Raw genomic sequence first — 25923 nt, 5'->3', positions numbered from 1 at the left:
GGGACACGGCCATTGCCCGGCCGGGCGGTGGCTCCACGGAGCATCGCACTTGAACCAGAACATCCTGTGGTTGCACGAGCTGCGCCTGGCCGATCTGGCCCGCGTCGGCGGCAAGAATTCCTCCCTCGGCGAGATGATCGGCAACCTCGCCGGCCTGGGCGTCTCGGTGCCCGGCGGCTACGCCACCACCGCCGAAGCGTTCAAGGCCTTCATCGCCCACAACGACCTGCACCAGCGCATCTTCGACCGCCTGGCCACGCTGGACGTGGAAGACGTGCCGGCGCTGACCGCCGCCGGCAGGGAAATCCGCGGCTGGGTGATCGACGCCCCCCTGCAGCCTGATCTGGATGCCGACATCCGTACCGCCTACGCCAGGCTGTGCGCCGAGAACGGCGGCGCGGCCTCGAACAGCAACGACGTCGCGGTGGCGGTGCGCTCCTCGGCCACCGCCGAGGACCTGCCCGACGCCTCATTCGCCGGCCAGCAGGAAACCTTCCTCAACGTCACCGGCGCCGACGACGTGGTGCACAAGGTCAAGGAGGTGTTCGCCAGCCTCTACAACGACCGCGCCATCGCCTACCGCGTGCACCACGGCTTCAAGCACGAGGACGTGTTCCTGTCCGCCGGCGTGCAGCTGATGGTGCGCTCGGACGTGGGCGCGTCCGGCGTGCTGTTCACCTTGGACACCGAGTCCGGCTTCCGCGACGTGGTCTTCGTCACCTCCAGTTATGGTCTTGGCGAGATGGTCGTGCAGGGCGCGGTGAACCCCGACGAGTTCTACGTCTACAAGCCCACGCTGCGGCAGGGCAAGCTGGCGATCCTGCGCCGCGCCCTGGGCAGCAAGGCGATCCGCATGGTGTATTCGTCCGCGCCGGGCGAGCGCGTGCGCACCGAGGACACGCCGGCCGAGCTGCGCCCGAAGTTCTCCATCTCCGACGCCGACGTGGAGGAGCTGTCCCGGCAGGCGCTGGTGATCGAGCAGCACTACGGCCGGCCGATGGACGTGGAATGGGCCAAGGACGGGGTGAGCGGCAAGCTGTTCATCGTCCAGGCCCGCCCGGAAACGGTGAAATCGCGGGCCAAGGCCACCCAGATCGAGCGCTATGCGCTGGAGAAGCGCGGCGAGGTGATCGCCGAGGGCCGCGCCATCGGCCAGAAGATCGGCGCCGGCGTGGCCCGCGTGGTCCGCTCGCTGGACGACATGGAACGGGTGCAGCCGGGCGACGTGCTGGTGGCCGACATGACCGACCCGGACTGGGAGCCGGTGATGAAGCGCGCCAGCGCGATCGTCACCAACCGCGGCGGCCGCACCTGCCACGCGGCGATCATCGCCCGCGAGCTGGGCGTGCCGGCGGTGGTCGGCACCCATGACGCGCTGGACCGGATCGTCGACGGCCAGGAAGTGACGGTCAGCTGCGCCGAGGGCGACACCGGCTTCATCTACGCCGGCATCCTGCCCTTCGACCGCACCACCACCGACCTCGTCAACATGCCGCCGGCGCCGCTGAAGATCATGATGAACGTGGCCAACCCCGAGCGCGCGTTCGACTTCGGCCAGCTGCCCAATGCCGGCATCGGCCTGGCGCGGCTGGAGATGATCATCGCCAGCCACATCGGCGTGCATCCCAAGGCCCTGCTCGAGTACGGGAAGCAGGACGCGGAGACCAGGAAGAAGATCGACGCGCGCATCGCCGGCTATTCCGACCCGGTGGGCTTCTACGTCCAGCGCCTGGCCGAGGGCATCGCCACCCTCACCGCCTCGGTCGCGCCCCATCCGGTGATCGTGCGCCTGTCGGACTTCAAGTCCAACGAGTACGCCAACCTGATCGGCGGTCACCGCTACGAGCCGGAGGAAGAGAACCCGATGCTCGGCTTCCGCGGCGCCAGCCGCTACGTCGACCCGAGCTTCGCCGACGCCTTCGCCCTGGAATGCCAGGCCGTGCTCAAGGTCCGCGACGAAATGGGCCTGGACAACCTGTGGGTGATGATCCCGTTCGTGCGCACCCTGGAGGAAGGCCGCAAGGTGGTCGAGGTGCTGGCGGCCAACGGCCTGCGCCAGGGCGACGGAACCGACGGAAAGCCGGGACTGAAGATCATCATGATGTGCGAGGTACCGTCGAATGCCTTGCTGGCCGACGAGTTCCTGGAGATCTTCGACGGCTTCTCGATCGGCTCCAACGACCTGACCCAGCTGACCCTGGGCCTGGACCGCGACTCTTCGATCGTGGCCAGCCTTTTCGACGAGCGCAATCCGGCGGTCAAGAAGCTGCTGTCGATGGCGATCAAGGCCGCGCGCGCCAAGGGCAAGTACGTCGGCATCTGCGGTCAGGGCCCGTCCGACCATCCGGACCTGGCGGAGTGGCTGATGCAGGAAGGCATCGAGTCGGTCTCGCTCAACCCGGACACGGTGGTCGATACCTGGCTGCGGCTGGCCAAGAGCAAGGCAGCCTGAGCAGCGTCAGGAGGAAAGGAAAGGCCCGCTTCGGCGGGCCTTTCCTACTTGCATGCGGCGTTAGATCGCCGCCCTACTCCGCCGCCAGCTTGCCCATGTGCCGGCGGTAATGCCGCAGTTCCTCGATCGAGTCGTGCACGTCGCTCAGCGCGGTGTGCGCCGCCTGCTTGCTGACGCCCGCCAGGACCTCGGGCGCCCAGCGCCGGGCCAGCTCCTTGAGCGTGCTCACGTCCAGGTTGCGGTAGTGGAAGTACTGCTCCAGCCGCGGCATCAGCCGGTGCAGGAAGCGCCGGTCCTGGCAGATCGAATTGCCGCACATCGGCGAGGCCTTGGCCGGCAGCCACTGGTGCAGGAACGCGACCGTGCGCGCCTCGGCCTGGGCCAAGCTCACGTCGCTGTCCAGCACCCTTTGCCACAGGCCGGAACGGCCGTGCTGGTTGCGGTTCCATTCGTCCATGGCCTCGAGCGTGGCCAGCGGATGGGAGATCGCCAGCTCCGGGCCCTCGGCCAGCACGTTGAGCCGGGAATCGGTGACGACCGTGGCGATCTCCAGGATCGAGTCGCGGTCGGTGTCCAGCCCGGTCATTTCCAGGTCGATCCAGATCAGGCGGTCCTGCCCTGCTGCGATGGCCATGCGCGTGCGTTTCCCTCGTCCGTTGCGCAGGGCGGTTTCCCCTGCAATCTTCGTCGCGGCGGCGATCTGCCTTGCGGGCCGCGCGCGGACTGGCATGATAACGCAGACACCCGCACCGGCCGCCCGATGGACCCGTCCAACAACCATGCCGTGCTCGCCGCGATGCTGGCGCCGGCGTTCTTCCTCACCGCCACCGCCTCCCTTCTGCTGTCGGCCAACAACCGCCTGGCCAGGATCATCGATCGCGCGCGCACCCTGCTGCGCGAACTGGTGGACATCGAGGACGGCGTGGAACGCGCCCTGTACGAGAAGCGGATCGCGCTGCAAAGGCTGCGCAGCCTGCTGATCCTGCGCGCCGGCCAGCTGCTGTACGTGGCGATCAGCTGCTTCGTCGGCACCAGCCTGGCGGTGGCGGTCGACACCTTCACCGGCCACCGCCTCGGCTCCCTGCCGATCTGGCTGGCCTCGTTCGGGGTGCTGGCCATGTTCGCCGCCAGCTTCCTGCTGGCCCGCGAGTCGACCCTGGCGGTGACCGCGATCAACGAGGAAATGGACCACCGGCCGTCGCGGCGCAGGAGCGGCGCGGCCGCCTGACCCCGCGCGGCTACAGCGGCGGCTTGCCGCGCTTGGCCCGGAAGTAGTTGCTGAGCCGTCGCCCCGCCTCCTCGCCCAGGACCCCGGCCCGCACGTCCACCCGGTGGTTGTGGCGCGGGTCGGCGACCAGGTCGAACACGCTGCCGCAGGCGCCGGTCTTCGGATCGGAGGCGCCGTAGACCAGGCGCGCCACCCGCGCGTGCACCAGCGCCATCGCGCACATCGCGCACGGTTCCAGGGTCACGTACAGGGTGCTGCCGACCAGGCGATGGTTGCCCAGGGCCCTGCCGGCCTGGCGCATGGCCATGATCTCGGCGTGCGCGCTGGGATCGTGGTCGAGGATGTTGCGGTTCCAGCCTTCGCCCAGCAGGCGGCCGTCGGCGCCGACCAGGACCGCGCCCACCGGGATCTCGTCGAATTCGCGCTGCGCCCGCTCGGCCAGTTCGAACGCGTGGCGCATCCAGCGCTCGTCGGCGGTGGCGCCGGTGTCGCTGGGCGTCGTCGCCTGCGGGTCGGGCGTGCCGCTCATGCCGTGGCCGCCCTGCTTACCAGCGCGGGTGGACGTGCGGGCGGATGTCCTGGTCGTAGACCCGCGCCACCGTCTCCATCGCTTCCGGCGCCAGCGCAGGCAGCTCCGATGCGGCGATGTTGGCCAGCGCCTGCTGCGGGTTGCGCGCGCCGGGGATGACCACGGTCACCGCCGGGTCCATCAGGATCCAGCGCAAAGCCAGCTGGGCCAGGGTCGCGCCTTCCGGCACCAGCGGCCGCAGTTTCTCCACCGCCGCCAGGCCGACCTCGTAGGGCACCCCGGAGAAGGTCTCGCCCACGTCGAAGGCCTCGCCGTGGCGGTTGAACTGGCGGTGGTCGTCGGCCTCGAAGCGGGTGTCGGCGCGGAACTTGCCGCTGAGCAGGCCGCTGGCCAGCGGCACGCGGACGATCACCGCCACCCCGCGCTGCTGCGCCTGGCGGAAGAACAGCTCGGCCGGGCGCAGGCGGAACATGTTGTAGATGATCTGGACGCTGGCCACGCCCGGGTATTCGATCGCCTTCAGTGCCTCTTCCACGCGCTCGACGCTGACGCCGTAGGCGGCGATCGCGCCGCGCTCGACCAGCCGCTCCATCCGCTCGAACAGCTCGGGGTGGTAGTAGGCGTCGGTCGGCGGACAATGCAGCTGGACCAGGTCCAGGCGCTCGGTCTCCAGGTTGCGCAGGCTGCGCTCGATCCAGCCTTCCAGGTTCTCGGCGCTGTAGCCCTCCACCGTCTGCTGCGGCAGGCGGCGCCCGGCCTTGGTCGCCACGAACGGGCGCGGGCCGCCGCGCTCCTTCAGCACCTTGGCGATGAGCCTTTCGGAATGGCCGTCGCCGTACACGTCGGCGGTGTCGATGAAGTCCAGGCCGGCGTCCAGCGCCGCGTGCAGCGCCGCCAGCGAGGTCGCGTCGTCGACCTTGCCCCAGGCCGCGCCGATGGCCCAGGCGCCGAAACCGATCTCGCCGACGGTGCGGCCGGTGCGGCCGAAGGGTCTGGAACGCATGGAAGACTCCTTGGAAATTGGTTCGGATGCGAGGCGGCGAGGGCCGCTCACTCCCACTCGATCGTCGCCGGCGGCTTGCCGCTGATGTCGTAGACCACGCGCGAGACGCCGCGCAGTTCGTTGATGATGCGGTTGGAGACCCTGCCGAGGAACTCGTACGGCAGGTGCGCCCAGTGCGCGGTCATGAAGTCGATGGTCTCCACCGCGCGCAGGGCGATCACCCACTCGTAGGCGCGGGCGTCGCCGACCACGCCCACCGACTTCACCGGCAGGAACACGGCGAAGGCCTGGCTGGTCCTGTCGTACAGGCCGGCCTTGCGCAGCTCGTCGATGAAGATCGCGTCGGCCTTGGCCAGCAGCTCGGCGTACTCGGCCTTGACCTCGCCGAGGATGCGCACGCCCAGGCCCGGGCCGGGGAACGGATGGCGGTAGACCATCTCCCGCGGCAGGCCCAGTTCCACGCCCAGGCGGCGGACCTCGTCCTTGAACAGCTCGCGCAGCGGCTCGACGAGGCCCAGCTTCATGTGCTCGGGCAGGCCGCCGACGTTGTGGTGGCTCTTGATGACGTGGGCCTTGCCGGTCTTGCTGCCGGCCGACTCGATCACGTCCGGGTAGATGGTGCCCTGGGCCAGCCACTTGGCGTTCTTCAGCTTGCCCGACTCTTCCTCGAAGATCTCGACGAACAGGTTGCCGATGATCTTGCGCTTGGCCTCGGGGTCGGCCACGCCTTCCAGGGCCTTGTAGTAGCGCTCGGCGGCATCGACGCGGATGACCTTCACGCCCATGTGCTCGGCGAACATCGCCATCACCTGGTCGCCTTCCTGCCAGCGCAGCAGGCCGGTGTCGACGAACACGCAGGTCAGCTGCTCGCCGATGGCCTTGTGCAGCAGGGCGGCCACCACCGAGGAGTCCACTCCGCCGGACAGGCCGAGGATCACCTCGTCGTCGCCGACCTGGGCGCGCACCCGCGCGATCTGGTCCTCGATGATGTGCTCGGCGGTCCACAGGGTGGCGCAGCCGCAGATGTCGACCACGAACCGGCGCAGCAGGGCCTGGCCCTGTTTGGTGTGGGTGACTTCCGGGTGGAACTGCACGCCGTACCAGCCGCGCCGGTCGTCGGCGAAGGCCGCGACCGGGATGCGGTCGGTCTTCGCGGTCACGGTGAAGCCCGGCGGCGCGATCGAGACGTGGTCGCCATGGCTCATCCACACGTCCAGCCGCGGCGGCGCGCCCGGATGGTCCTTGAGCCCCTCGAACAGGCGGTCGGCGGCCACCAGCGAGACCTCGGCATGACCGAACTCGCGCTGGTCGGCGGCCTCGGTGTCGCCGCCCAGCTGCTTGGCCATGGTCTGCATGCCGTAGCAGATGCCCAGGATCGGCAGGCCGGAATCGAACACCTGCTGCGGCGCGCGCGGCGAACCCTCGACCGTGGTCGACTCGGGTCCGCCGGAGAGGATGATGCCCTTGGGCGCGAACGCGGCGATCTGGGCCGGGTCGTGGTCCCAGGCCCAGATCTCGCAGTAGACGCCGAGCTCGCGGATGCGGCGGGCGATCAGCTGGGTGTACTGCGCGCCGAAGTCGAGGATCAGGATCTTGTCGCTGTGGATGTCGGTCATCGGCCGTCAGCCCATCCTGTAGTTCGGCGGTTCCTTGGTGATCTGCACGTCGTGGACGTGGCTCTCGCGCTGGCCGGCGCCGGTGATCACCACGAACTTGGGCTTGCTGCGCATCTGCTCGATGGTCGCGCAACCGACATACCCCATGGTCGCGCGCAGGCCGCCGATCAGCTGGTGGATCACGCCCGACAGCGGGCCGCGCACCGGGACCCGGCCCTCGATGCCTTCCGGCACCAGCTTGTCGGCATCGGAGGCGTCCTGGAAATAGCGGTCCTTGGAGCCCTTCTCCATCGCGCCGAGCGAGCCCATGCCGCGGTAGCTCTTGTAGCTGCGGCCCTGGAACAGCTCGATCTCGCCAGGCGACTCCTCGGTGCCGGCGAACAGGCCACCGATCATCACCGTGGACGCGCCGGCGGCGATCGCCTTGCCGATGTCGCCGGAATAGCGGATGCCGCCGTCGGCGATCAGCGGGATGCGGTCCTGCAGGGCCTCGGCGACCATGTCGATGGCGGTGATCTGCGGCACGCCGACGCCGGCGACCACGCGGGTGGTGCAGATCGAACCGGGACCCACGCCGACCTTCACCGCGTCGGCGCCGGCGTCGTACAGCGCCAGCGCGGCCTCGCCGGTCACGATATTCCCGCCGATCACCTGCACCTGCGGGAAGTTCTTCTTGACCCAGGCCACGCGGTCCACGACCGCCTGCGAATGGCCGTGGGCGGTGTCGACCACGACCACGTCCACCCCGGCGGCCACCAGCGCTTCCACCCGCTGCTCGGTATCGCCACCCACGCCCACCGCCGCGCCGACCAGCAGGCGCGAGGCGCTGTCCTTGGAGGCGTTGGGGTTGTCGGTCTTCTTCTGGATGTCCTTGACCGTGATCAGGCCGCGCAGGGCGTAGTCGCCGTTGACCACCAGCACTTTTTCGATCCGGTGCTTGTGCAGCAGCTTGAGCACCTCGCCGTCGTCGGCGCCTTCGTTGACCGTGACCAGCCGGTCCTTCTTGGTCATGATGTGGCGGACCGGATCGTCCAGCTCGGTCTCGAAGCGCATGTCGCGGCGGGTGACAATCCCGGTGAGCTGGCCGGCCTCGTCCACTACCGGTACGCCGGAGATGTTGCGGGCGCGGGTCAGGGCCAGCACTTCGCGGATGGTGGTGTCGGGCCTGACCGTGATCGGGTCGCGGATCACCCCGGACTCGAACTTCTTGACCCTGGCCACCTCGGCCGCCTGCTGCTCGACGGTCAGGTTCTTGTGCAGGATGCCGATGCCGCCCAGCTGCGCCATGGCCACGGCCAGGCGCGCCTCGGTGACCGTGTCCATCGCCGCCGACACGATCGGCAGGTTGATGCGCAGGTCACGGGTGAACCGGGTGCCCAGGTCGACGTCCTTGGGCAGCACGGTGGAGTGGGCGGGGACGAGCGAGACGTCGTCGTAGGTGAGCGCTTCGGCCTGGATGCGCAGCATCGGCATACCCGGAAGTGGGGAAGCGCGCCATTATACCCGGGTTCGGGCCGCCCTCGCCTGCCTTGCCGGCGGAACCGGGCGTTCCGGCGGTGGCATGCGCCGGCGGATGGCGTGCGGCCCCGAAAGGGAAGACCAAGAGGCTGCGTGGCCACGCCCCGCCGGAGCGCTCAGGCCGCGTCCAGCGCCTCGACCGCCTCGATCGTGTTCTGCATCAGGGTGGCCACGGTCATCGGGCCGACCCCGCCGGGCACCGGGGTGATCCAGCTGGCGCGCTCGGTGGCCGCGTCGTAGCCGACATCGCCGACCAGGCGTCCGTCGTCCAGGCGGTTGATGCCCACGTCGATCACCACCGCGCCCGGCTTGACCCATTCGCCCGGGACGATCCCCGGCCGGCCCACCGCCACCACCAGGATGTCGGCGTCGCGGACCCGGGCCTCGAGCACCTCGGGCGGGGTGAACTTGTGGCAGCTGCTGACGGTGCAGCCGGCGATCAGCAGTTCCAGCGCCATCGGCCGGCCGACGTGGTTGCTGACCCCGACGATGGTGGCGTTGCGGCCGCGCACAGGGCGATCGGTATGGGCCAGCAGGGTCATGATCCCGCGCGGGGTGCACGGGCGCAGGCCGAACTGGCGCAGGGCCAGGTGGCCGACGTTCTCGGGGTGGAAGCCGTCCACGTCCTTGCGCGGGTCGATCCGCCGGATCAGCCCGGTCGCGTCGGGAATCCCCGGCAGCGGCAGCTGGACCAGGATGCCGTGGATCTTCGGGTCGGCGTTGAGGCGGTCGATCAGCTCCAGGATCTGCGCCTCGGAGGTGCCGGCCGGCAGGTCGTAGTCGAAGGCCTCGATCCCGACCTTTTCCGCCGCCCGCCGCTTGTTGCGCACGTACACCGCCGAGGCCGGGTCCTCGCCCACCAGGACCACCGCCAGCCCCGGCCGCGACAGGCCCTTGGCGACCCGGGCGTCGACCCGCACCTTGAGCGCGTCGAGCAGGTCTTCGGAAACGCGGCGGCCATCGAGGATGCGGGCGGTCATCGGGAGTGCTTGCGGTCGGGGAAGCGGGGGCGGCACATTGTCCCCGATTCGGCAACCATGAGATAGGCGGCAAGACAATGGTCGACACCGTGCAGCTGGAGGCGGCCGCGTTCCGGCGCCTGCTCCGGCATCTGAACGAGCAGCGCCCGGACGTGCAGAACATCGACCTGATGATACTGGCGGGTTTCTGCCGCAACTGCCTGGCCGACTGGTACCGCGAGGCCGCAGCCGAGGCCGGGCTGGCGATGGACAAGGAGCAAGCCCGCGAGGCGATCTACGGCATGCCCTTCGCCGAGTGGAAGGCCAGCCACCAGGCGGAGGCCACCCCGGAGCAGCTGGCCGCGTTCGAGGCCGCGCGCCAGCGCCACGGCTGACCCGCGACGCTCCTACACCGGCGGCGCGCCCTCGCCTGCCGCATCCAGCCGCTGCGACTCGCGTCGGGGCGTGGTGAACGGCGTCGGCGTGGCCGGCGCGGTGTTGCCGATGATCAGCGGGCGTCCGGCACGGATATCGCCGGCCGCCACCTCCAGGTCGAAGCGCTCGCCGTCCAGCCGCCGCACCTCCTCCGAGATCCGCGCCGCCTCCTCCGCACCCACGCCCAGCGCCTCCAGCGCCGCCTGGCCGAAGCGCACCGCCGACTCGAAGGTCTCGCGGATGTGGTAGTCCACGTCCAGCGCCACCAGTTCCAAAGCGTGCTCGCGGTCGAAGGCACGCACCAGCACCCGCGCCTGCGGGAACTGCTCGCCGCACAGCGCCGCGATCTGGCTGGCCGCGGCGCGGTCGTCGATGCACACCGCGATCGCCCGCGCCGCCCCCGCGCCCGAGGCGTGCAGCACGTCCAGCCGCCGCCCGTCGCCGTAGTAGACCTTGAAGCCGAACTCGCCGGCGCTGCGGATCATGTCGATGTCGGTGTCGATGATGGTCACGTCCACGTCGCGCGCCAGCAGGGCCTGGCTCATCACCTGGCCGAAGCGGCCGAAACCGATGATCAGCACGCTGCCGGTCTGGCCATCCACCACGTCGATGCCCTCCATCGAGGGTCCACCGCCGCCGCGGGCGAAGCGCTTCACCAGCAGCACCACCAGCGGCGTCAGCGCCATCGACAGGACCACGATCGCGGTCAGGTTGGCATTGGCGGCGCCGTCGATCACCCCGGCCGCCTGCGCCGCCGAGAACAGCACGAAGGCGAACTCGCCGCCCTGGGCCATCAGCACCGCCCGGTCCAGGGCGTCGGCATGCGGGCTGCGGGTGATGCGGGCCACGGCGTAGATGCAGGCGGCCTTGGCAGCCATCAGCGCCAGCACCCCGGTCAGGATCAGCGGCCAGTTCGCGACCACCACCGCCAAGTCCAGGGCCATGCCCACGCCGAGGAAGAACAGCCCCAGCAACAAGCCGCGGAACGGCTCGATGTCCGCCTCCAGCTGGTGACGGAAGGTGGATTCGGACAGCAGTACGCCGGCCAGGAACGCGCCCATCGCCATCGACAGCCCGCCGATCTCCATCAGCAGGGCCGCGCCCAGCACCACCAGCAAGGCCGCGGCGGTCATCACCTCGCGCGCACCTACCCGCGCCAGCAGCCGGAACAGCGGATTGAGCAGCCAGAGGCCCGCGGCCACCAGCCCGGCCAGCGCGCCAATCCCGACCAGCACGCCCATCCAGCGCCCGCCCTCAACCTGCACCTGCGGCAAGGGCGACATGAACGCCACCAACGCCAGCAAGGGCACGATCAGCAGGTCCTCGAACAGCAGGATCGAGACGATCTTCTGCCCGCGCGGCAGGGCGATGTCGCCGCGCTCGGACAGCAGCTGCATCACGATCGCGGTGGAGGTCAGGACGAAGCCGGCCGCGCCGATGAAGGCGGTGGCCGGCGGCAGCCCGCACAGCATCGCCACCCCGGTCAGGACCGCGGTGCAGACCGCGATCTGCAGGGCGCCCAGGCCGAAGATCTCCCGGCGCAGGCTCCACAGGTGCGAGGGCCGCATCTCCAGCCCGATCACGAACAGGAACATGACCACGCCCAGCTCGGCCACGTGCAGGATCGCCTGCGGATCGGAGAACCAGCCGAAGCCGAACGGCCCGATCAGCAGGCCCGCGCTGAGGTAGCCCAGCACCGAGCCCAGCCCCAGCCTGCGGAACACCGGGACCATGACCACCGCCGCCCCGAGCAGGGCGACCACCTTGACCAGCTCGCTGCCTGCCGCGCCTTCGACCGCCATCGTCCAATCCTGCAGGGGCCGGCCTGGATGCCGGCGGGTATCGTCGCAAAGGGGAACGCGGCCTCAGCCGCCGCTCGCGCAGAAGGCAGCGTAGTCGATGTAGCCCGGAAACGGCTTGCCCGGCGCGCACACCGGGCACTCCGGGTCCGGCGCCAGCCGCACCTCGCGGAAGCGCATGCCCAGGGCGTCGAACTGCAAAAGCCGCCCGCTCAGCGGCTGGCCGACGCCCAGCAGCAGCTTCACCGCCTCGGTCGCCTGGAGCATGCCCACGATCCCCGGCAGCACCCCAAGCACCCCGGCCTCCGCGCAGCTGGGCGCGAACTGCGGCGGCGGCGGCTCCGGGAACAGGCAGCGGTAGCACGGGCAATGGCCGCGGTGGCGGCCGGCGTCGAACACGCTGGCCTGGCCCTCGAAGCGCTGCACCGCCCCGTACACCAGCGGCTTGCCCAGCTTCACGCAGGCATCGTTGAGCAGGTAGCGCAACGGGAAGTTGTCCGAACCGTCGACCACCACGTCCACGCCCTCGAGCAGGGCCTCGACGTTGGCCGAGGACACCCGTTCGCGTACCGCCTCGACCCGTACCCGTGGATTCAACGCCTGCAGCCGCTCCCGCGCCGATTCCACCTTGGGCGTGCCGATCGAGGCCTCGGTGTGCAGGATCTGCCTCTGCAGGTTGCTGCGGTCGACCGCATCGTCGTCCACCAGGCGCAGGTGGCCGATGCCGGCCGCGGCCAGGTAGAACGCCGCCGGCGATCCCAGCCCACCGGCGCCCACCAGCAGCACGCTGGCCCGCTCCAGCCGCTGCTGCCCGTCCATGCCGACTTCCGCCAGGCGCAGGTGGCGCGAATAGCGCTCGAGGAAATCAGCCTCGTCGGCCTCCAGCCGCGGCTTCACCAAAGGCAGGCCTTCGGCCGCCCAGCGCGAGGTGCCGCCCGCGACCGAGGACACGCGGGCGTAACCGGCGTCGTGCAGCACCGCCGCGGCCGCCTGCGAGCGCTTGCCCAGCTGGCAGATCAGCAGCACCTCGGCGCCCCGATCGGGCAGGTGCCGCGCAGGATCGGATTCCAGTTCGCCGCGGACGATGGCCAGCGCCCCTTCCGCCTGGCCCGACACCCGCTCGTGCGGCTCGCGGATGTCGATCAGCAAGGCGCCCTGGCGCTGGCGTTCGCGCGCCTGCAGCGGCGTGGCTTCGGGAATGGACATGGGCCGATTATCGGTGTCCGCGCCGGCGGCAGGAAGCCGGCGCAGTGGTCTTCTGTGTTGCCGACGCCACGGCGACCTTCGCTCCAGCCCGGCTCCTACAGGGGCAGGACCTCGACCAGCTCGCCGGCGGCGTAGTCGCGCGCGCCCTCCTCCAGCACGATCAGCACGTCGCTGTGCGCGGCCGCGCACAGGCGATGGGAACCGTCCGCCGGATTCGGCTGCACCTGCAAAGCCGCGTCGCCATCCTGGAACAGCTGCCCGCGCAGGAACTCCAGCCGCTCGTGGCGCTTGCGCCAAGGCGCGGCCAGGCGTGCGCGCCAGCGCGGTCGCGCCTCGCCGCGTCCTTGCAGCCCGTCCAGCAGCTCCCGCCCGAAGACCGTGAAGGTCGCCAGCACCGATACCGGATTGCCCGGCAGGCCGAGCACCCGCGCCCGTCCCGCCTCGCCGAACAGCAAAGGCATCCCCGGCCGCATCCGCACCTTCCAGAAATGGATCCGGCCGTGCGCCTGCAGCCAGCGCGGCAAGTGGTCCTTCTCCCCGGCCGACACCCCCCCGCAGGTCAGGATCAGGTCGAAGCTCTCCACCGCATCGCCCAGCACCGCCTCGATCCGCGCAGGATCGTCGGGCAGCGTCGGCCAGGCCACCGGCTCCAGGCCGAGCGCCCGCAGCTGCGCCATCAGCAGGTCGCGGTTGCTGTTGTAGACCTGCCCCGGCTGCAGGGGCAGGCCCGGCTCGACCAGTTCGTCGCCGCTGGCGAACACCGCCACCGTCGGCCGTGCCGCCACCGGCAGGCGGTCGATACCCAGCGAGGCGGCCAGGCCGATCCGCGCCGGGGTCAGCACCTGCCCCGCGCGCAGGACCACGTCGCCCGCCTCCACGTCCTCGGCGCGGCGGCGGATGTTGGCCCCCGGCGCCAGCCCCGCGGGCACCTCGACCCGGCCATCGGCGACGGTCGCGTTCTCCTTGATCAGCACCGTGTCCGCGCCCTGCGGCAGCGGCGCGCCGGTGGTGATGCGCGCGCACTGCCCCGGCCCCAGCACCAGGCCGAGGTCGCGCCCGGCGAACTGTTCGCCGGCCAGTTCCAGCGAGGTCGGCGCGTTCGCCGCCAGGTTGGCATGGCGCAGGGCGAAGCCGTCCATCGCGCTGTTGTCGAAGGCCGGCAACGCCACCGGCGCCACCACGTCCGCGGCCAGTACCCGGCCATCGGCGCGCGAGGTGGGCACCTGCTCCGGACCCAGCAGGTTTCGCGCCGCAACGGTGCGGACGATCGCCAGCGCTTCGTCCAGCGAGATGCGGGTCGGGAAGGCGGCAGGATCGGTCATGCGGCGGCTCGGCGGGGACGGATTCGGCAGGAGGCCGTGCGGCAGGAAAGCGGGGGACGCCGACGCATGCTCACGGCAGGGCGATGCGCGCGGCCGCCAGGTCCTGCGGGGTGTTGAGGTTGCCGAAGCGTACCCCCGGCAGGCGCACCCGGGCCAGGCGCAGGCGCTGTTGCAGCTGACGCGGCGCCAGCTCGCCGGCGGCGATCGCCGCGGCCAGCGCCTCGCGCAGCGGCTGCACCCGGTACAGCGCCACCAGCGGCTGCAGGCCGTCTTCGTCCTCGGCCACCGCGCCGCGCTCGCCCGCGGCGCTGGCCAGGGTGCGGAGCAGGCAGTCGTTGACGTCGAACACGTCCACCGGCACGGTCAGCAGCCAGGGCGTGGTGCAGACCGCGGCGATCGCCTCGATCCCGGCCAGCGGCCCGCTGTCGGCCGGCAGGCGGTCGGACAAGGCCGCCAGGCCGGCATCGGCATATCGCTCCAGTTCGCGGTTGGCGCTGACCAGCACCGGCCCGGTCTCGCCGGGAAAGCGCCGGGCCAGGCGCAGCACCTGGGGCACGCCGTCGCGTTCCAGCCAGGCCTTGTCGATCCCGCCCAGGCGGCTGCCGCGCCCCCCGGCCAGCAGACCCAGGGTCACGCTGTCGGCAGGTAGGGCGGGGGCCGCGCTCACTTGTTGCGCTTGACGTGGCGGATCAGCCGCCGCTTGCGCGCGACCTGGCGGTCGGTCAGCTCGTTCTTCTTGCCTTCGTAGGGGTTGGCGCCCTCGCGGAACAGCATCCGCACCGGCGTGCCCACCAGCTTGAAGCGCTTGCGGAAGAAGTTCTCCAGGTAGCGCTTGTACGAATCCGGCAGCACCTTCAGGCGGGTGCCGTGGACCACGAAGGGAGGCGGGGTCTCGCCGCCCGGATGCACGTACCGCAGCTTGGAGACGTGGCCGCGGATGCTCGGCGGCGGGTTGGCCTCCACCGCGATCTCAAGCGCCTTGTTGACCTCGCTGGTACCGAAGGTCCGGATCGCCGAGGCGTGGGCGCGGTGGATCGCGCGGAACAGCTCGCGCAGGCCCGAACCATGCTGGGCGGAGATGCGCACCGCTTCGGCCCAGGGCACGAAGCCGAGCTTGCGCTCCAGCATCGCCTCGGCCTGTTCGCGCTGGTAGGTGGTCAGCCCGTCCCACTTGTTCACGCCCACCACCAGGGCGCGGCCGGCGTCGAGCACCGCGCCGAGCACGGTGGCGTCCTGGTCGGTCACGCCCTCGGTGGCGTCGAGCATCAGCACCGCCACCTGGCAGCGCTCGATCGCCTGCAGGGTCTTGACCACGCTGAACTTCTCGACCGCCTCCTCGACCTTGCCCTTGCGCCGGATGCCGGCGGTGTCGATCAGGCGGTAGAGCTTGCCGTCGCGCTCCAGGTCGGCGGCGATCGAGTCGCGGGTGGTGCCCGGGACCTCGGAGGCGATCATCCGCTCCTCGCCGAGCAGGCGGTTGACCAGGGTCGACTTGCCCACGTTCGGGCGGCCGACGAAGGCGATGCGCAGGCGCTCGGGATCGTTGTCCAGTTCCTCGCCGCTACCCTCTTCCGGCAACCGCGCGAGGACTTCCTCGTGCAGGTCGTCCAGGCCCTGGCGGTGCGCGGCAGAGACCGCCAGCACGTCGGAGAAGCCGTAGCGCGCGAACTCGGCGCGCACCGCTTCCTCGTGGGTGCCGTCGATCTTGTTGATCACCAGCAGGGTCGGCCGCGCCAGCTTGCGCAGCCAGGACAGGATCTCGTCGTCCAGGGCCGAGGCGCCCTCGCGGCCGTCGACCACGAACAGGACCAGGTCGGCCTCGCCCGCCGCCGCCCGTGCCTGGCGCGCGGTGGCGCCGGCCAGGCCTTCCTCGTCGCCGGCGATGCCGCCGGTGTCCACCAGCAGGAACGGCCGCTCGGGATCGAGCCGGCACACGCCGTAGTGGCGGTCGCGGGTGACCCCGGGCTGGTCGTGGACCAGCGCGTCGCGGCTGCGGGTCAGGGCGTTGAACAGGGTCGACTTGCCGACGTTCGGCCGTCCCACCAGTGCGACCAGCGGCAACATGGGGTTTCTGCCTGCCGGGTCAGTCGAGGCGGAAGGCTGTCAGCTCGCCCGTGGTGTTCTGCACCACCAGGATGCCGTCGGCGACCTGCAGCCGGCCCTTGACCGGCTTGCGCCCGACCCGCTCGCGCGCGGCGAACTCGCCGTTGTCCAGGCGCAGCCAGTGCAGGTAGCCGTCGAAGTCGCCGACCACCGCGTAGTCGCCCTGCACCGCCGGGCCGGTCAGCGAGCGGCGCGCCAGCGCCGGCTGCGACCAGCTGGCCACGCCGTTGGTCTTGTCCAGCGAATACACGCTGCCGGCGGCGGTGGACACCACCAGGTTCCCCGAGGTCACGCCCATGTCGCCGGCGCCGCCGTGGTCGCTCTGCCAGAGCGGGCGGCCGCTGGGACCGTCGATCGCGATGGTACGGCTCTTGAAGCTGCCCACGTACAGGGTGTTGCCTTCCAGCACCGGCGCGCCGTCCACGTCGGCCATGCGCTCCAGCTCGCTGCGACCTTCCGGCAGGCCCACGGCCTGCTCCCAGATCACGCGGCCGTCCTGCATCGCCAGCGCGGTCAGGGTGCCGTCGTCGTTGCCGGAAAACAGCACGCCTGGGCCCAGGGCCAGCGGGGCGTTGCCGCGCACGGTCAGGCTCGGCAGCTCGTGCTCGTTGAACCAGCGGCGCTCGCCGCTGGCGGCGTCGAACGCGGTCAGGCGGCCGTCGTTGCTGCGCACGAACACCAGGTTCTGGCCGACCGACGGCGGCGCGATCACCTCGCTGCTCACCTTGGCCCGCCAGCGCTCCTGGCCGTCGTTGGCGTCCAGCGCGATCACGTCGCCGCCGAGGCTGCCGACCACGACCAGGCCGTCGCCCGCACCGGGGCCGCCGACCAGGCGCAGTTCCTCGTCCTTGTCGGTCTTGTGCACCCACAGCTGCTTGCCGGTCTGCAGGTCCAAGGCGTAGACGCTGCCTTCGGACGCGGCCGCGTAGACCCGGCCGTCGGCGATCGCCGGCGCCTGGCGCGCGCCGATCCGGCGCTCGCCATCGCCCAGCCCGGTCGACCAGAGCTTGCGCGGATGCGCGGTGGCCTGGAAATCCACCAGTTCGGCCGGTTCGGCCGCCTTCTTGGCCTCCGCATCTTTGCCCGCAAACCAACCCTTGACCGTGCTGCAGCCGGCCAGCGCCGTCACCAGCGCGGCGGTGATCGCCACCCGCTTCATCATATCGATGCGTTCCATGTTCAGATCGGTTCCGCCGGATCGGGCACGCGGCCACCGGCATCCTGCAGCTTCAGCTCCACCCGGCGGCGGGCCGGCGAAGCCACGTCGAGCGCGGCCAGCGCCTTGGCGTACTCGTCGCGGGCCTGGTCGCGCTTGCCGGCCACGGCCAGCGCGTCGCCACGCAGTTCGAGTGCGGCGCCGTCGGCCTGGCCGTCCAGCAGCTTCAGCGCCTCGTCCGGCTTGCCGGTCGCGGCCAGCAGCTGGGCCAGGCGCTGCTGGACCACCGCGGCCAGCGCAGGATCGGCCTGGATGCCGCGCAGGGTGGCGATCGCATCTTCGTTCTTGCCGGCATCGACCTGGGCCTTGGCCACCCGCAGGGCGGCCAGGGTCGCATAGGTGCCCTGCTGGCCCTTGAGCGCGGCACCGGCATTGTCGGCACCGGCCTCGGCCTGCTTGATCGCGGCTTCGTACGCGGCGTGCGCCTGCTGGTCCTGCTGCACGCGCCGCTCGCCCCACCAGCGCCAGCCATAGATCGCGGCGATGCCCAGGGCCACGCCGACGAGCAGCACCAGGGCATTGCTGCGCAGCCAGCTGCGGACGCGTTCGCCCTGCTCGTGCTCGTCCAGAAGGTCGTCGATTGCCATGCAGTATTCCTGCCCCGCGCCGATGGCGGCGGGGTCATGTTTTCAGCGTTGGAGAGGCCGCGGCGCGGCCTATTCGGCCGGCGCCACGGAGCCGTCAGAGGATACCGCAAAGCGGGCCACGTTCGCCCGCCGGTACGGCGCCAGATCCACAATACTGCCGGCTTGCTGAACGCGTACCACCGCGGCATTGCCGAGCTTGACGCTGCCGACGTCGGCGGCGGCGAAGCTGCGGCTTTCGCCCTCGCGCATCAGTGCCTGCTCGATGACCCGGCCGTCGCGGCCGGTCACCTGCATCCAGCTTTCGCCGGAGAACGCCAGTTCCAGGGTGTTGGCGGACGATGCCTGGCCGCGGCCGACCGGCGGCGCCAGCGAGGCCACGTAGGGCGCGGTTTCCCTGGCCGCGGCAGGCGCAGGCGGAAGCTGGGCCACGGTGGCGGTTGTCGCCGCCTCCGGCGAAGGCGAGCCGGCAGCGGGCGCCGGCGGGACCGCATCCAGCGAGGCGGTGGCCGGCGGTGCATCGGCGAAGTGCGAGCGCGTGGCCAGCCACACCGGTACCGCGATCGCGGCGGTGATCACCACGTAGACCGCGCGCCGGCCGGCGCTCTCCATCACCCGCTGGAAGCGCGGGGTATGGGCATGGCTGACAAGGTCCACCGGCACGACCGGGGCGACCTCGGTCTCGAGCAAGGCGCCCAGGTCCACGTCCAGCAATCTGGCATAGCTGCGCAGCTGGCCGCGGACGAACACCGGCGCGCCGATGTCCTGCCAGCGCCCCTGCTCCAGGGCCTCGACCACCCGGACCGGCATGCGCAGGCGCGCCGCCACTTCCTGCAGCCCCAGCCCCGCCGCCAGCCGCGCCTCGCGCAACCGCTCTCCGCCCCCCCGCGCATCACCGCGGACGTTCGCGTTGGACTCTTGGATCACTGTGGATCTTCCCCGGAATTCGCAGTGACGGCCTGCGGGAACTCCGCCCTCAGCCGCTGTTGGTATCGGCCGGCGGCCACCCTGTCGCCGAGCCTTTCTTCGATCTTGACAGCGAGTTGTAACACGGATGCATCGGCCGGCGCAGCCGCCAGCCGGCGCTGGTTGAAGGCGCGCGCCGACAGGTATTGCCCTTGCTGGTACTGGAGCTCGGCCATGCTCGCCAGCGCGTAGGGATTGGCGGGCTCCAGCTCCAGCGCCTTGCGCAGGTCGCTGCCGGCGCGTTCGGCCTGCCCGCTGCGCAGGGCGCAGCCGCCGGCATTGGCCAGCGCCGAGCCCGGCTGCCGGTAGGCGGGCGCCTGCAGGGCCCGGTCGAACCAGACCAGGGCCTCGGCCGGGTAGCCGTTGCCGCACAGCCAGGCACCGTAGTTGTTGAGCACGTCGCCGCGCTGCGGCGCCAGCTCGGCCGCGCGCCGGTAGTACTCGCCCGCCGCGCCGGCATTGCCGCGACGGTCCTCGACGGCACCCAGCAGGGTGTGGGCATCGGCCGTGGCCGGATCCAGCTTCAGCACCTTGTGAGCCTGCCTCTCGGCCTCGGTCAGGTCGCCGCTGGCGAAGCGCTGCGCGGCCAGGCCCAGCATGTCGCGGATCTGCACCCTGCGGCGCGTGTCCTGGCCGTCCTCGAAGCGACGGACCTCGGTGACCTCCTCCACGCCCTTGATCCGGGGCGGCTTGATCGCCGGCGATTTCGAGCACGCCGCCAGCAGCAGCACGCAGCAGGTCAGGAGCAGCGGAAACTCAGGCCCCCGCATTGCCCTCGACCTGCCCATCGGACGGGTGGCTTCGCAGGCTGCGCTGGAACTCGGCCTGGCGCCGGGTCCGGTCCATGACCTGGCCCTTGAGCTGGCCGCAGGCCGCGTCGATGTCGTCGCCTCGGGTGCGGCGGACCATGGTCAGCACCTGCGAGTCGAGCAGGATCTTCTGGAAGGCGCGGATCTGCACCTCGTCCGAGCGCTCGTAGCGGGTGCCCGGGAAGGGATTGAACGGGATCAGGTTGACCTTGCCCGAATCGCGCGCCTGCACCGCGTTGTCGAACTGGCGCATCAACCGCGCCAGCTGGCGGGCATGTTCGGGCTGGTCGTTGATGCCCTTCATCAGGGTGTATTCGAACGTCACCGAGTCGCGCTTCTTGTTCGCCCGCAGGTAGCGCGCGCAGGAGGCCATCAACTCGGCGATCGGGTACTTCCGGTTGAGCGGAACCAGGGTCTCGCGCAGCGCATCGTTGGGCGCGTGCAGCGACACCGCCAGCGACACGTCGCTCTCGCTGGACAGTCGGTCGATCTGCGGCACCAGGCCGGAGGTCGACAGGGTCACCCGCTTGTTGGCCAGGCCGTAGCCCAGGTCGTCGCGCATCACGCTCATCGCGCACACGACGTTGTCGAAGTTCATCAGCGGCTCGCCCATGCCCATCATCACCACGTTGGTGAGGCGGCGCTGCTGGTGCGGCACATTGCCCAGGTGGCGGGCGGCGACCCAGACCTGGCCGATGATCTCGGCGGTCGTCAGGTTGCGGTTGAAGCCCTGGGTGGCCGTGGAGCAGAACGTGCAGTTCAGTCCGCAACCCACCTGCGAGGACACGCACAGGGTGCCGCGCCCCTTGTCGGGGATGTAGACGGTCTCGATCGCGTTCTTGCCATCCTGCCCCATCGCCAGCAGCCACTTGTGGGTGCCGTCGGCGGAGGGCTTGTCGAACACGACGTTGGGGACGACGACCTCGGCATGCGCGTGCAGCTTGGCCCGCAGCGCCTTGCCGAGGTCGGTCATCTGGTCGAAGTCGGTGACGTAGCGGTGGTGGATCCACTTCATCACCTGGTGGGCACGGTAGCGCTGCTCGCCGAGGGTCTCGGCGAAGAAGCGCTCCAGGCCCTCGCGGTCCAGGTCGAGCAGATTCTGGCGCGCGGACCCGCCACCGGCGACCGTGTCGCCGGTGGTGGTCACGCTCGGAATCGGCTGCAGTCCGGCCACGTCCCTATCCGCCTGCGCTCAGCGCGAAACCACTTCGGTCGCGGCGAAGAAGTACGCGACCTCGATCGCGGCGTTCTCGACCGAATCCGAACCGTGGGCGGCGTTGGCGTCGATCGACTCGGCGAAGTCGGCGCGGATGGTGCCCGGGGCCGCATCCTTCGGGTTGGTGGCGCCGAGCAGCTCGCGGTGCGCGACCACGGCGTTCTCGCCTTCCAGCACCTGGATCATCACCGGGCCGGAGATCATGAACTCGACCAGCGCGTTGAAGAACGGACGCTCGCGGTGCACGGCGTAGAAGCCCTCGGCCTCGCGGCGCGACAGCTGCTTGTACTTGGCGGCCACGACCTTCAGGCCGGCCTTCTCGAAGCGGGAATAGATTTCGCCGATGACGTTCTTGGCGACGGCATCGGGCTTGACGATCGAAAGGGTGCGCTCCAGCGCCATGACTTCTTCTCTAGTAACGGATGAAGGGTTCCGGACCAGGACGGTCCGCAAGGTAGCACGAAAAACCCGCGTGGGGACGCGGGCTTAGCTTCGAATGCGTAGCGGGATTCTAACATTCCGCCCGCAAGTTTGCAGGCCGGCTGGGATGCTGCACCGCAAAATGACAGGGGGACAGGCCGGGTCCAGGATAAAACAATCGTTTGATTCACTCTCCAGGACCCCAAGCCTCCATGGGCAGGCCCGCACACTTCTCCACCAAGGACCGGATCCTCGGCGCGGCCGAGGAGCTGTTCGCCCAGCACGGCTTCGCCGGCACCTCCCTGCGCCAGGTCACCAGTCTGGCGGCGGTCAACATCGCCGCGGTCAACTACCACTTCGGTTCCAAGGAAAATCTGGTCAACGAGGTCTTCCGCCGGCGCATGGACGGGATGACCGCCCAGCGCCTGGAGCAGCTGGAAGGCGCCCTGCGCGAGCGCCCCGGCCAGCTGGAGCCGGTCCTGGCCGCCTTCATCGAGCCGGCCCTGGCCCTGGCCCAGGACCGCAACGGCGGCGCCTCGTTCGTGCGGGTGATCGCCCGCGCCTACGCCGAGCACAACGAGAGCCTGCGCAAGTTCCTGTCCGACCACTACGGCCATGTCCTGCGCGAGTTCGGCAAGGCCTTGTCGGCCTGCCTGCCCGGGCTGGACAAGGAGACCCTGTACTGGCGCCTGGATTTCCTGGCCGGCGCCCTGACCTACGCGATGTCCGACTTCGGCCTGATCAAGCGCCCGGCCGGCGCCAGCGAGGCCACCCACCGCGCGCGGGCCGCCCGCGAACTCATCCGTTTCGCCGCCGCCGGCCTCCAGGCCCCGGCCCAGTAATCCCAGTCAATCAAAGGGTTGCAAGACATGTCCGAGAAACTGCTTGTACGCCGTGCCGCCGTCCTCGGCGCCGGCGTCATGGGCGCGCAGATCGCCGCCCACCTCACCAACGCCGGCGTGGACACGGTCCTGTTCGACCTGGCGGCCAAGGAGGGCCCGTCCAACGGCGTGGTCCTGAAGGCGATCGCCAACCTCGGCAAGCTCAGCCCCGCCCCGCTGGCCGGCAAGGGCCTGGCCGAAGCGATCGCCGCGGCCGACTACGACACCGGCCTGGAGCAGCTGCGCGACTGCGACCTGATCATCGAGGCCATCGCCGAACGGATGGACTGGAAGCAGGACCTGTACAGGAAGATCGCCCCGTTCGTGGCCGACCACGCGGTGCTGGCCTCCAACACCTCGGGCCTGGGCATCAATGCGCTGGCCGGGGTGCTGCCCGAGCAGCTGCGCCACCGGTTCTGCGGCGTGCACTTCTTCAACCCGCCGCGCTACATGCACCTGGCCGAGCTGATCCCGGCCACCACCACCGACAAATCCGTGCTGGAAGGCCTGGAAACCTTCCTGACCACGAACCTGGGCAAGGGCGTGGTCTACGCCAAGGACACCCCGAACTTCATCGGCAACCGCATCGGCGTGTTCTCGATCCTGTCGGTGATCCACCACACCCGCCAGTTCGGCCTGGGCTTCGACGAGGTCGACGCCCTGACCGGCCCGCTGGTCGGGCGGCCGAAGTCGGCCACCTACCGCACCTCCGACGTGGTCGGCCTGGACACCATGGCCCACGTCATCAAGACCATGGCCGACACCCTGCCGGACGACCCCTGGCACAAGTACTTCAATGCGCCGGAATGGCTGCAGGCGCTGATCGCCAAGGGCGCGCTGGGGCAGAAGGCCGGCGCCGGGATCTTCCGCAAGGTCGGCAAGGACATCAACGTCCTGGACCTTGAGAAGCAGGACTATCGCCAGGCCGACCGCAAGGCCGCCGACGAGGTGGTCGAGATCCTGAAGATCAAGACCCCCGCCGAGAAATTCGCCAAGCTGCGCGAAAGCGCGCACCCGCAGGCGCAGTTCCTGTGGGCCGCGTTCCGCGACCTGTTCCACTACAGCGCCTATCACCTGGCCGACATCGCCCAGACCGCGCGCGACGTCGACCTGGCCATCCGCTGGGGCTACGGCTGGTCGCTGGGCCCGTTCGAGACCTGGCAGGCCGCCGGCTGGAAGCAGGTGGCGCAGTGGATCGCCGACGACATCGCTGCCGGCAAGGCCATGAGCGATGCTCCTTTGCCGGCGTGGGTGCTGGACGGCCGCGAAGGCGTGCACGCCGCCGCCGGCAGCTACAGCCCGGCCGAGGACAGGCTGGTGCCCCGCTCCGCCCTTCCGGTCTACCAGCGCCAGCGCTTCCCCGACCCGCTGCTGGGCGAGACCTTCGACCCGGGCACCACCGTCTACGAGAACGACGGCGTGCGCCTGTGGCACGACGGCGACGGCATCGCGGTGGTCAGCTTCAAGACGAAGATGAACACCGTCTCCGACCACGTGCTGGACGGCCTGCAGGAAGCGATCTCGATCGCCGAGCGCGACTTCCAGGGCCTGGTGATCTGGCAGCAGAAGGAGCCCTTCTCCGCCGGTGCCGACCTGGCCGGCGCGCTGGGCCTGCTGCAGGCCGGCAGGGTCGACGCGTTCGAGGCGATGGTCGCCAACTTCCAGCGCACCAGCCAGCGGATCAAGTACGCGCTGGTGCCGGTGGTGGCGGCCGTGCGCGGCCTGGCCCTGGGAGGCGGCTGCGAGTTCCAGATGCACAGCGCCCGCACCGTGGCCCACCTGGAGAGCTACATCGGCCTGGTCGAGGCCGGCGTGGGCCTGCTCCCGGCCGGCGGCGGCCTGAAGGAACTGGCGGTGCGCGCCTCGCGCGCGGCCGGCCCCGGCGGCGACGTCTTCGCCGAGCTGAAGAAGACCTTCGAGACGGTGGCCATGGCCAAGGTCTCGGCCTCGGCCCTGGAAGCCAAGGAACTGGGCCTGATGCGCCCGGACGACAAGGTGGTGTTCAACGCCTTCGAACTGCTGCACGTGGCCAAGGCCGAGGCGCGCGCCCTGGCCGAGGCCGGCTACCGCCCGCCGCTGCCGGCGCGCCGCGTCCAGGCCGCCGGCGACGTCGGCATCGCCACCTTCCGCATGCTGCTGGTGAACATGCTCGAGGGCTACTTCATCAGCCCGTACGACGACGAGATCGCCACCCGCATCGCCACGGTGCTGAGCGGCGGCGAGATCGACCGCGGCGCCCTGGTCGACGAGGAGTGGTTGCTCACCCTCGAGCGCAGGCACTTCGTCGAGCTGGCGCAGCAGGAAAAGACCCAGGCGCGCATCGGCCACATGCTCAAGACGGGCAAGCCGCTGAGGAACTGATCCGGAACCGCGGCGCGCCGCCGGCGCGCCCGCTTCGATCAACGCCCGACTACAGATTCCGGAGAACTCCATGAGCAAGCAGATCCAGGACGCCTACATCGTCGCCGCCACCCGCACCCCGGTCGGCAAGGCCCCGAAGGGCGTGTTCCGCAACACCCGTCCCGACGACATGCTCGCCCACGTGCTCAAGGCCGTGGTCGCGCAGGCGCCGGGCATCGACCTCGACCGCATCGACGACGCCATCATCGGCTGCGCCATGCCCGAGGGCGAGCAGGGCATGAACGTGGCCCGCATCGGCGTGCTGCTGGCCGGCCTGCCGGATACCGTGGCCGCGCAGACCGTCAACCGCTTCTGCTCCTCGGGCCTGCAGGCGGTGGCCATGGCCGCCGACCAGATCCGCCTGGGCAACGCCGACCTGATGCTGGCCGGCGGCACCGAGTCGATGTCGATGGTGCCGATGATGGGCAACAAGGTCGCCCTGTCCCCGTCCGTGTTCAAGGACGACCACGTCGCCATCGCCTACGGCATGGGCATCACCGCCGAGAAGGTCGCGCAGGAGTGGAAGGTCTCGCGCGAACAGCAGGACGCGTTCGCCGTGGCCTCGCACCAGAAGGCGCTGGCGGCGATCGCGGCCGGCGAGTTCCGCGACGAGATAAGCCCGTACGAGATCCTCTCGCACCTGCCCGACCTGGCCGGCAACACCATCCAACTGAAGAAGAAGCGGGTGGACACCGACGAGGGCCCGCGGGCGGACACCTCGCTGGAAGGCCTGGCCCGGCTGCGCCCGGTGTTCCGCAACGGCCAGTTCGGCGGCAGCGTCACCGCCGGCAACTCCTCGCAGATGAGCGACGGCGCCGGCGCGGTGCTGCTGGCCTCCGAGCAGGCGATCAAGGACTACGGCCTCACGCCCCTCGCCCGCTTCGTCAGCTTCTCGGTGGCCGGCGTGCGCCCCGAGGTGATGGGCATCGGCCCGATCGCGGCGATCCCCAAGGCCCTGAAGCAGGCCGGCCTGTCCAAGGACCAGCTGGACTGGATCGAGCTCAACGAGGCCTTCGCCGCGCAGGCCCTGGCGGTGATCCGCGACAGCGAGCTGGACCCGGGCAGGATCAACCCGCTGGGCGGCGCGATCGCCTTGGGGCATCCGCTGGGTGCCACGGGCGCGATCCGCACCGCCACCCTGGTCCACGGCCTGCGTCGCCGCAAGCAGAAGTACGGCATGGTGACCATGTGCATCGGTACCGGCATGGGCGCGGCGGGCATCTTCGAGGCGCTCTGACCGCCGCTGCGTAACGGACCCTGG

23 protein-coding genes are annotated in these 25923 nt (G+C 70.5%); 6 read left to right on the top strand and 17 right to left on the bottom strand.

Annotated elements, in window-relative coordinates; translation table 11 throughout:
* The first annotated feature begins 49 nt into the window (after positions 1-49).
* Positions 50-2452: a phosphoenolpyruvate synthase gene (gene ppsA, locus CSC62_RS07040; protein WP_162405462.1), complete on the top strand. Its 2403-nt coding sequence runs from the start codon at positions 50-52 to the stop codon at positions 2450-2452.
* A 73-nt stretch (positions 2453-2525) separates the two neighbouring features.
* Here the strand turns inward: ppsA and orn are convergent, their stop codons facing one another.
* The gene (orn, locus tag CSC62_RS07035; RefSeq protein WP_162405461.1) at positions 2526-3086 is read right to left on the bottom strand and encodes an oligoribonuclease; all 561 of its coding nucleotides are present in this window, start codon (positions 3084-3086) and stop codon (positions 2526-2528) included.
* A 126-nt stretch (positions 3087-3212) separates the two neighbouring features.
* Here orn and CSC62_RS07030 point away from each other — a divergent pair, with 126 nt between their 5' ends.
* Positions 3213-3680: a DUF2721 domain-containing protein gene (locus CSC62_RS07030; protein WP_162405460.1), complete on the top strand. Its 468-nt coding sequence runs from the start codon at positions 3213-3215 to the stop codon at positions 3678-3680.
* A 10-nt stretch (positions 3681-3690) separates the two neighbouring features.
* Here the strand turns inward: CSC62_RS07030 and tadA are convergent, their stop codons facing one another.
* The 5 genes from tadA to folD form a co-directional block, all read right to left on the bottom strand.
* Positions 3691-4209, bottom strand: coding sequence for a tRNA adenosine(34) deaminase TadA (tadA, locus tag CSC62_RS07025; protein ID WP_162405459.1), 519 nt, complete (start codon positions 4207-4209; stop codon positions 3691-3693).
* Between the two features lie 16 nt (positions 4210-4225).
* On the bottom strand, positions 4226-5212 hold the full coding sequence (locus tag CSC62_RS07020) for an aldo/keto reductase (protein ID WP_162405458.1): 987 nt from the start codon (positions 5210-5212) through the stop codon (positions 4226-4228).
* 47 nt (positions 5213-5259) lie between these two features.
* Positions 5260-6828 (bottom strand): glutamine-hydrolyzing GMP synthase, encoded by a 1569-nt coding sequence (guaA, locus tag CSC62_RS07015; protein WP_162405457.1) that lies wholly within the window; start codon positions 6826-6828, stop codon positions 5260-5262.
* Positions 6829-6834: 6 nt separating this feature from the next.
* Positions 6835-8295: an IMP dehydrogenase gene (gene guaB / locus CSC62_RS07010; protein WP_162405456.1), complete on the bottom strand. Its 1461-nt coding sequence runs from the start codon at positions 8293-8295 to the stop codon at positions 6835-6837.
* Between the two features lie 167 nt (positions 8296-8462).
* Positions 8463-9326 (bottom strand): bifunctional methylenetetrahydrofolate dehydrogenase/methenyltetrahydrofolate cyclohydrolase FolD, encoded by an 864-nt coding sequence (gene folD / locus CSC62_RS07005; protein ID WP_162405455.1) that lies wholly within the window; start codon positions 9324-9326, stop codon positions 8463-8465.
* Positions 9327-9403: 77 nt separating this feature from the next.
* On the opposite strand from folD, the gene CSC62_RS07000 reads away from it, so the two are divergent.
* On the top strand, positions 9404-9700 hold the full coding sequence (locus tag CSC62_RS07000; RefSeq protein WP_162405454.1) for a DUF1244 domain-containing protein: 297 nt from the start codon (positions 9404-9406) through the stop codon (positions 9698-9700).
* 12 nt (positions 9701-9712) lie between these two features.
* On the opposite strand, the gene CSC62_RS06995 is transcribed toward CSC62_RS07000, so the two are convergent.
* The 11 genes from CSC62_RS06995 to ndk all read right to left on the bottom strand — a co-directional run bounded on the left by CSC62_RS06995 (position 9713) and on the right by ndk (position 21363).
* Positions 9713-11542, bottom strand: coding sequence for a monovalent cation:proton antiporter-2 (CPA2) family protein (locus tag CSC62_RS06995; RefSeq protein ID WP_162405453.1), 1830 nt, complete (start codon positions 11540-11542; stop codon positions 9713-9715).
* Between the two features lie 63 nt (positions 11543-11605).
* Positions 11606-12745 carry a molybdopterin-synthase adenylyltransferase MoeB gene (moeB, locus tag CSC62_RS06990; protein WP_162405452.1) on the bottom strand — a complete coding sequence of 380 codons (1140 nt, stop codon included), beginning with the start codon at positions 12743-12745 and terminating at the stop codon, positions 11606-11608.
* 95 nt (positions 12746-12840) lie between these two features.
* A complete protein-coding gene (locus tag CSC62_RS06985; RefSeq protein WP_162405451.1) occupies positions 12841-14067 on the bottom strand; it encodes a molybdopterin molybdotransferase MoeA in 1227 nt (408 codons plus the stop codon).
* A 70-nt stretch (positions 14068-14137) separates the two neighbouring features.
* The gene (gene mobA, locus CSC62_RS06980; protein ID WP_162405450.1) at positions 14138-14734 is read right to left on the bottom strand and encodes a molybdenum cofactor guanylyltransferase; all 597 of its coding nucleotides are present in this window, start codon (positions 14732-14734) and stop codon (positions 14138-14140) included.
* Entirely contained in the window at positions 14731-16131 is a 1401-nt protein-coding gene (der, locus tag CSC62_RS06975) for a ribosome biogenesis GTPase Der (RefSeq protein ID WP_162405449.1), read from the bottom strand. The genes mobA and der overlap by 4 nt, the downstream gene beginning before the upstream one ends.
* Before the next feature lie 19 nt (positions 16132-16150).
* Complete coding sequence (bamB, locus tag CSC62_RS06970) at positions 16151-17347, bottom strand: outer membrane protein assembly factor BamB (RefSeq protein WP_162405448.1); 1197 nt, start codon at positions 17345-17347, stop codon at positions 16151-16153.
* Between the two features lie 2 nt (positions 17348-17349).
* Positions 17350-17973, bottom strand: a complete 624-nt coding sequence (locus CSC62_RS06965) for a YfgM family protein (RefSeq protein WP_162405447.1) — start codon at positions 17971-17973, stop codon at positions 17350-17352.
* A gap of 69 nt (positions 17974-18042) precedes the next feature.
* Positions 18043-18897, bottom strand: coding sequence for a RodZ domain-containing protein (locus tag CSC62_RS06960; protein WP_162405446.1), 855 nt, complete (start codon positions 18895-18897; stop codon positions 18043-18045).
* On the bottom strand, positions 18894-19706 hold the full coding sequence (gene pilW / locus CSC62_RS06955) for a type IV pilus biogenesis/stability protein PilW (RefSeq protein WP_162405445.1): 813 nt from the start codon (positions 19704-19706) through the stop codon (positions 18894-18896). The genes CSC62_RS06960 and pilW overlap by 4 nt, the downstream gene beginning before the upstream one ends.
* Positions 19693-20910, bottom strand: a complete 1218-nt coding sequence (rlmN, locus tag CSC62_RS06950; protein ID WP_425501997.1) for a dual-specificity RNA methyltransferase RlmN — start codon at positions 20908-20910, stop codon at positions 19693-19695. Before rlmN ends, pilW begins: the two co-directional genes overlap by 14 nt.
* Before the next feature lie 27 nt (positions 20911-20937).
* A complete protein-coding gene (gene ndk / locus CSC62_RS06945; protein WP_162405444.1) occupies positions 20938-21363 on the bottom strand; it encodes a nucleoside-diphosphate kinase in 426 nt (141 codons plus the stop codon).
* A gap of 230 nt (positions 21364-21593) precedes the next feature.
* Between ndk and CSC62_RS06940 the strand changes: the two genes are divergently transcribed.
* From CSC62_RS06940 to CSC62_RS06930, 3 genes are all read left to right on the top strand, one after another.
* The gene (locus tag CSC62_RS06940; protein ID WP_162405443.1) at positions 21594-22223 is read left to right on the top strand and encodes a TetR/AcrR family transcriptional regulator; all 630 of its coding nucleotides are present in this window, start codon (positions 21594-21596) and stop codon (positions 22221-22223) included.
* Between the two features lie 27 nt (positions 22224-22250).
* A complete protein-coding gene (locus tag CSC62_RS06935; protein ID WP_162405442.1) occupies positions 22251-24623 on the top strand; it encodes a 3-hydroxyacyl-CoA dehydrogenase/enoyl-CoA hydratase family protein in 2373 nt (790 codons plus the stop codon).
* A gap of 70 nt (positions 24624-24693) precedes the next feature.
* The gene (locus CSC62_RS06930; protein WP_162405441.1) at positions 24694-25899 is read left to right on the top strand and encodes an acetyl-CoA C-acyltransferase; all 1206 of its coding nucleotides are present in this window, start codon (positions 24694-24696) and stop codon (positions 25897-25899) included.
* Positions 25900-25923: the final 24 nt, after the last annotated feature.

It is taken from the genome of Pseudoxanthomonas jiangsuensis (genome assembly GCF_010093185.1).
Lineage (GTDB): Bacteria > Pseudomonadota > Gammaproteobacteria > Xanthomonadales > Xanthomonadaceae > Pseudoxanthomonas > Pseudoxanthomonas jiangsuensis.
The sequence above is the reverse complement of the archived record's forward strand: the minus strand, read 5'-3'. Positions and strand labels throughout refer to the sequence as shown.

Coding starts and splice junctions, on each gene's coding strand:
- CSC62_RS07020 (WP_162405458.1), bottom strand. CDS start 5,212: ATGCGTTCCAGACCCTTCGGCCGCACCGGCCGCACCGTCGGCGAGATC.
- CSC62_RS06965 (WP_162405447.1), bottom strand. CDS start 17,973: ATGGCAATCGACGACCTTCTGGACGAGCACGAGCAGGGCGAACGCGTC.
- folD (WP_162405455.1), bottom strand. CDS start 9,326: ATGACCGCCCGCATCCTCGATGGCCGCCGCGTTTCCGAAGACCTGCTC.
- bamB (WP_162405448.1), bottom strand. CDS start 17,347: ATGGAACGCATCGATATGATGAAGCGGGTGGCGATCACCGCCGCGCTG.
- orn (WP_162405461.1), bottom strand. CDS start 3,086: ATGGCCATCGCAGCAGGGCAGGACCGCCTGATCTGGATCGACCTGGAA.
- guaB (WP_162405456.1), bottom strand. CDS start 8,295: ATGCTGCGCATCCAGGCCGAAGCGCTCACCTACGACGACGTCTCGCTC.
- ndk (WP_162405444.1), bottom strand. CDS start 21,363: ATGGCGCTGGAGCGCACCCTTTCGATCGTCAAGCCCGATGCCGTCGCC.
- tadA (WP_162405459.1), bottom strand. CDS start 4,209: ATGAGCGGCACGCCCGACCCGCAGGCGACGACGCCCAGCGACACCGGC.
- CSC62_RS06995 (WP_162405453.1), bottom strand. CDS start 11,542: ATGGCGGTCGAAGGCGCGGCAGGCAGCGAGCTGGTCAAGGTGGTCGCC.
- CSC62_RS07000 (WP_162405454.1), top strand. CDS start 9,404: ATGGTCGACACCGTGCAGCTGGAGGCGGCCGCGTTCCGGCGCCTGCTC.
- moeB (WP_162405452.1), bottom strand. CDS start 12,745: ATGTCCATTCCCGAAGCCACGCCGCTGCAGGCGCGCGAACGCCAGCGC.
- CSC62_RS06985 (WP_162405451.1), bottom strand. CDS start 14,067: ATGACCGATCCTGCCGCCTTCCCGACCCGCATCTCGCTGGACGAAGCG.
- CSC62_RS06930 (WP_162405441.1), top strand. CDS start 24,694: ATGAGCAAGCAGATCCAGGACGCCTACATCGTCGCCGCCACCCGCACC.
- pilW (WP_162405445.1), bottom strand. CDS start 19,706: ATGCGGGGGCCTGAGTTTCCGCTGCTCCTGACCTGCTGCGTGCTGCTG.
- der (WP_162405449.1), bottom strand. CDS start 16,131: ATGTTGCCGCTGGTCGCACTGGTGGGACGGCCGAACGTCGGCAAGTCG.
- guaA (WP_162405457.1), bottom strand. CDS start 6,828: ATGACCGACATCCACAGCGACAAGATCCTGATCCTCGACTTCGGCGCG.
- CSC62_RS06940 (WP_162405443.1), top strand. CDS start 21,594: ATGGGCAGGCCCGCACACTTCTCCACCAAGGACCGGATCCTCGGCGCG.
- CSC62_RS06935 (WP_162405442.1), top strand. CDS start 22,251: ATGTCCGAGAAACTGCTTGTACGCCGTGCCGCCGTCCTCGGCGCCGGC.
- CSC62_RS07030 (WP_162405460.1), top strand. CDS start 3,213: ATGGACCCGTCCAACAACCATGCCGTGCTCGCCGCGATGCTGGCGCCG.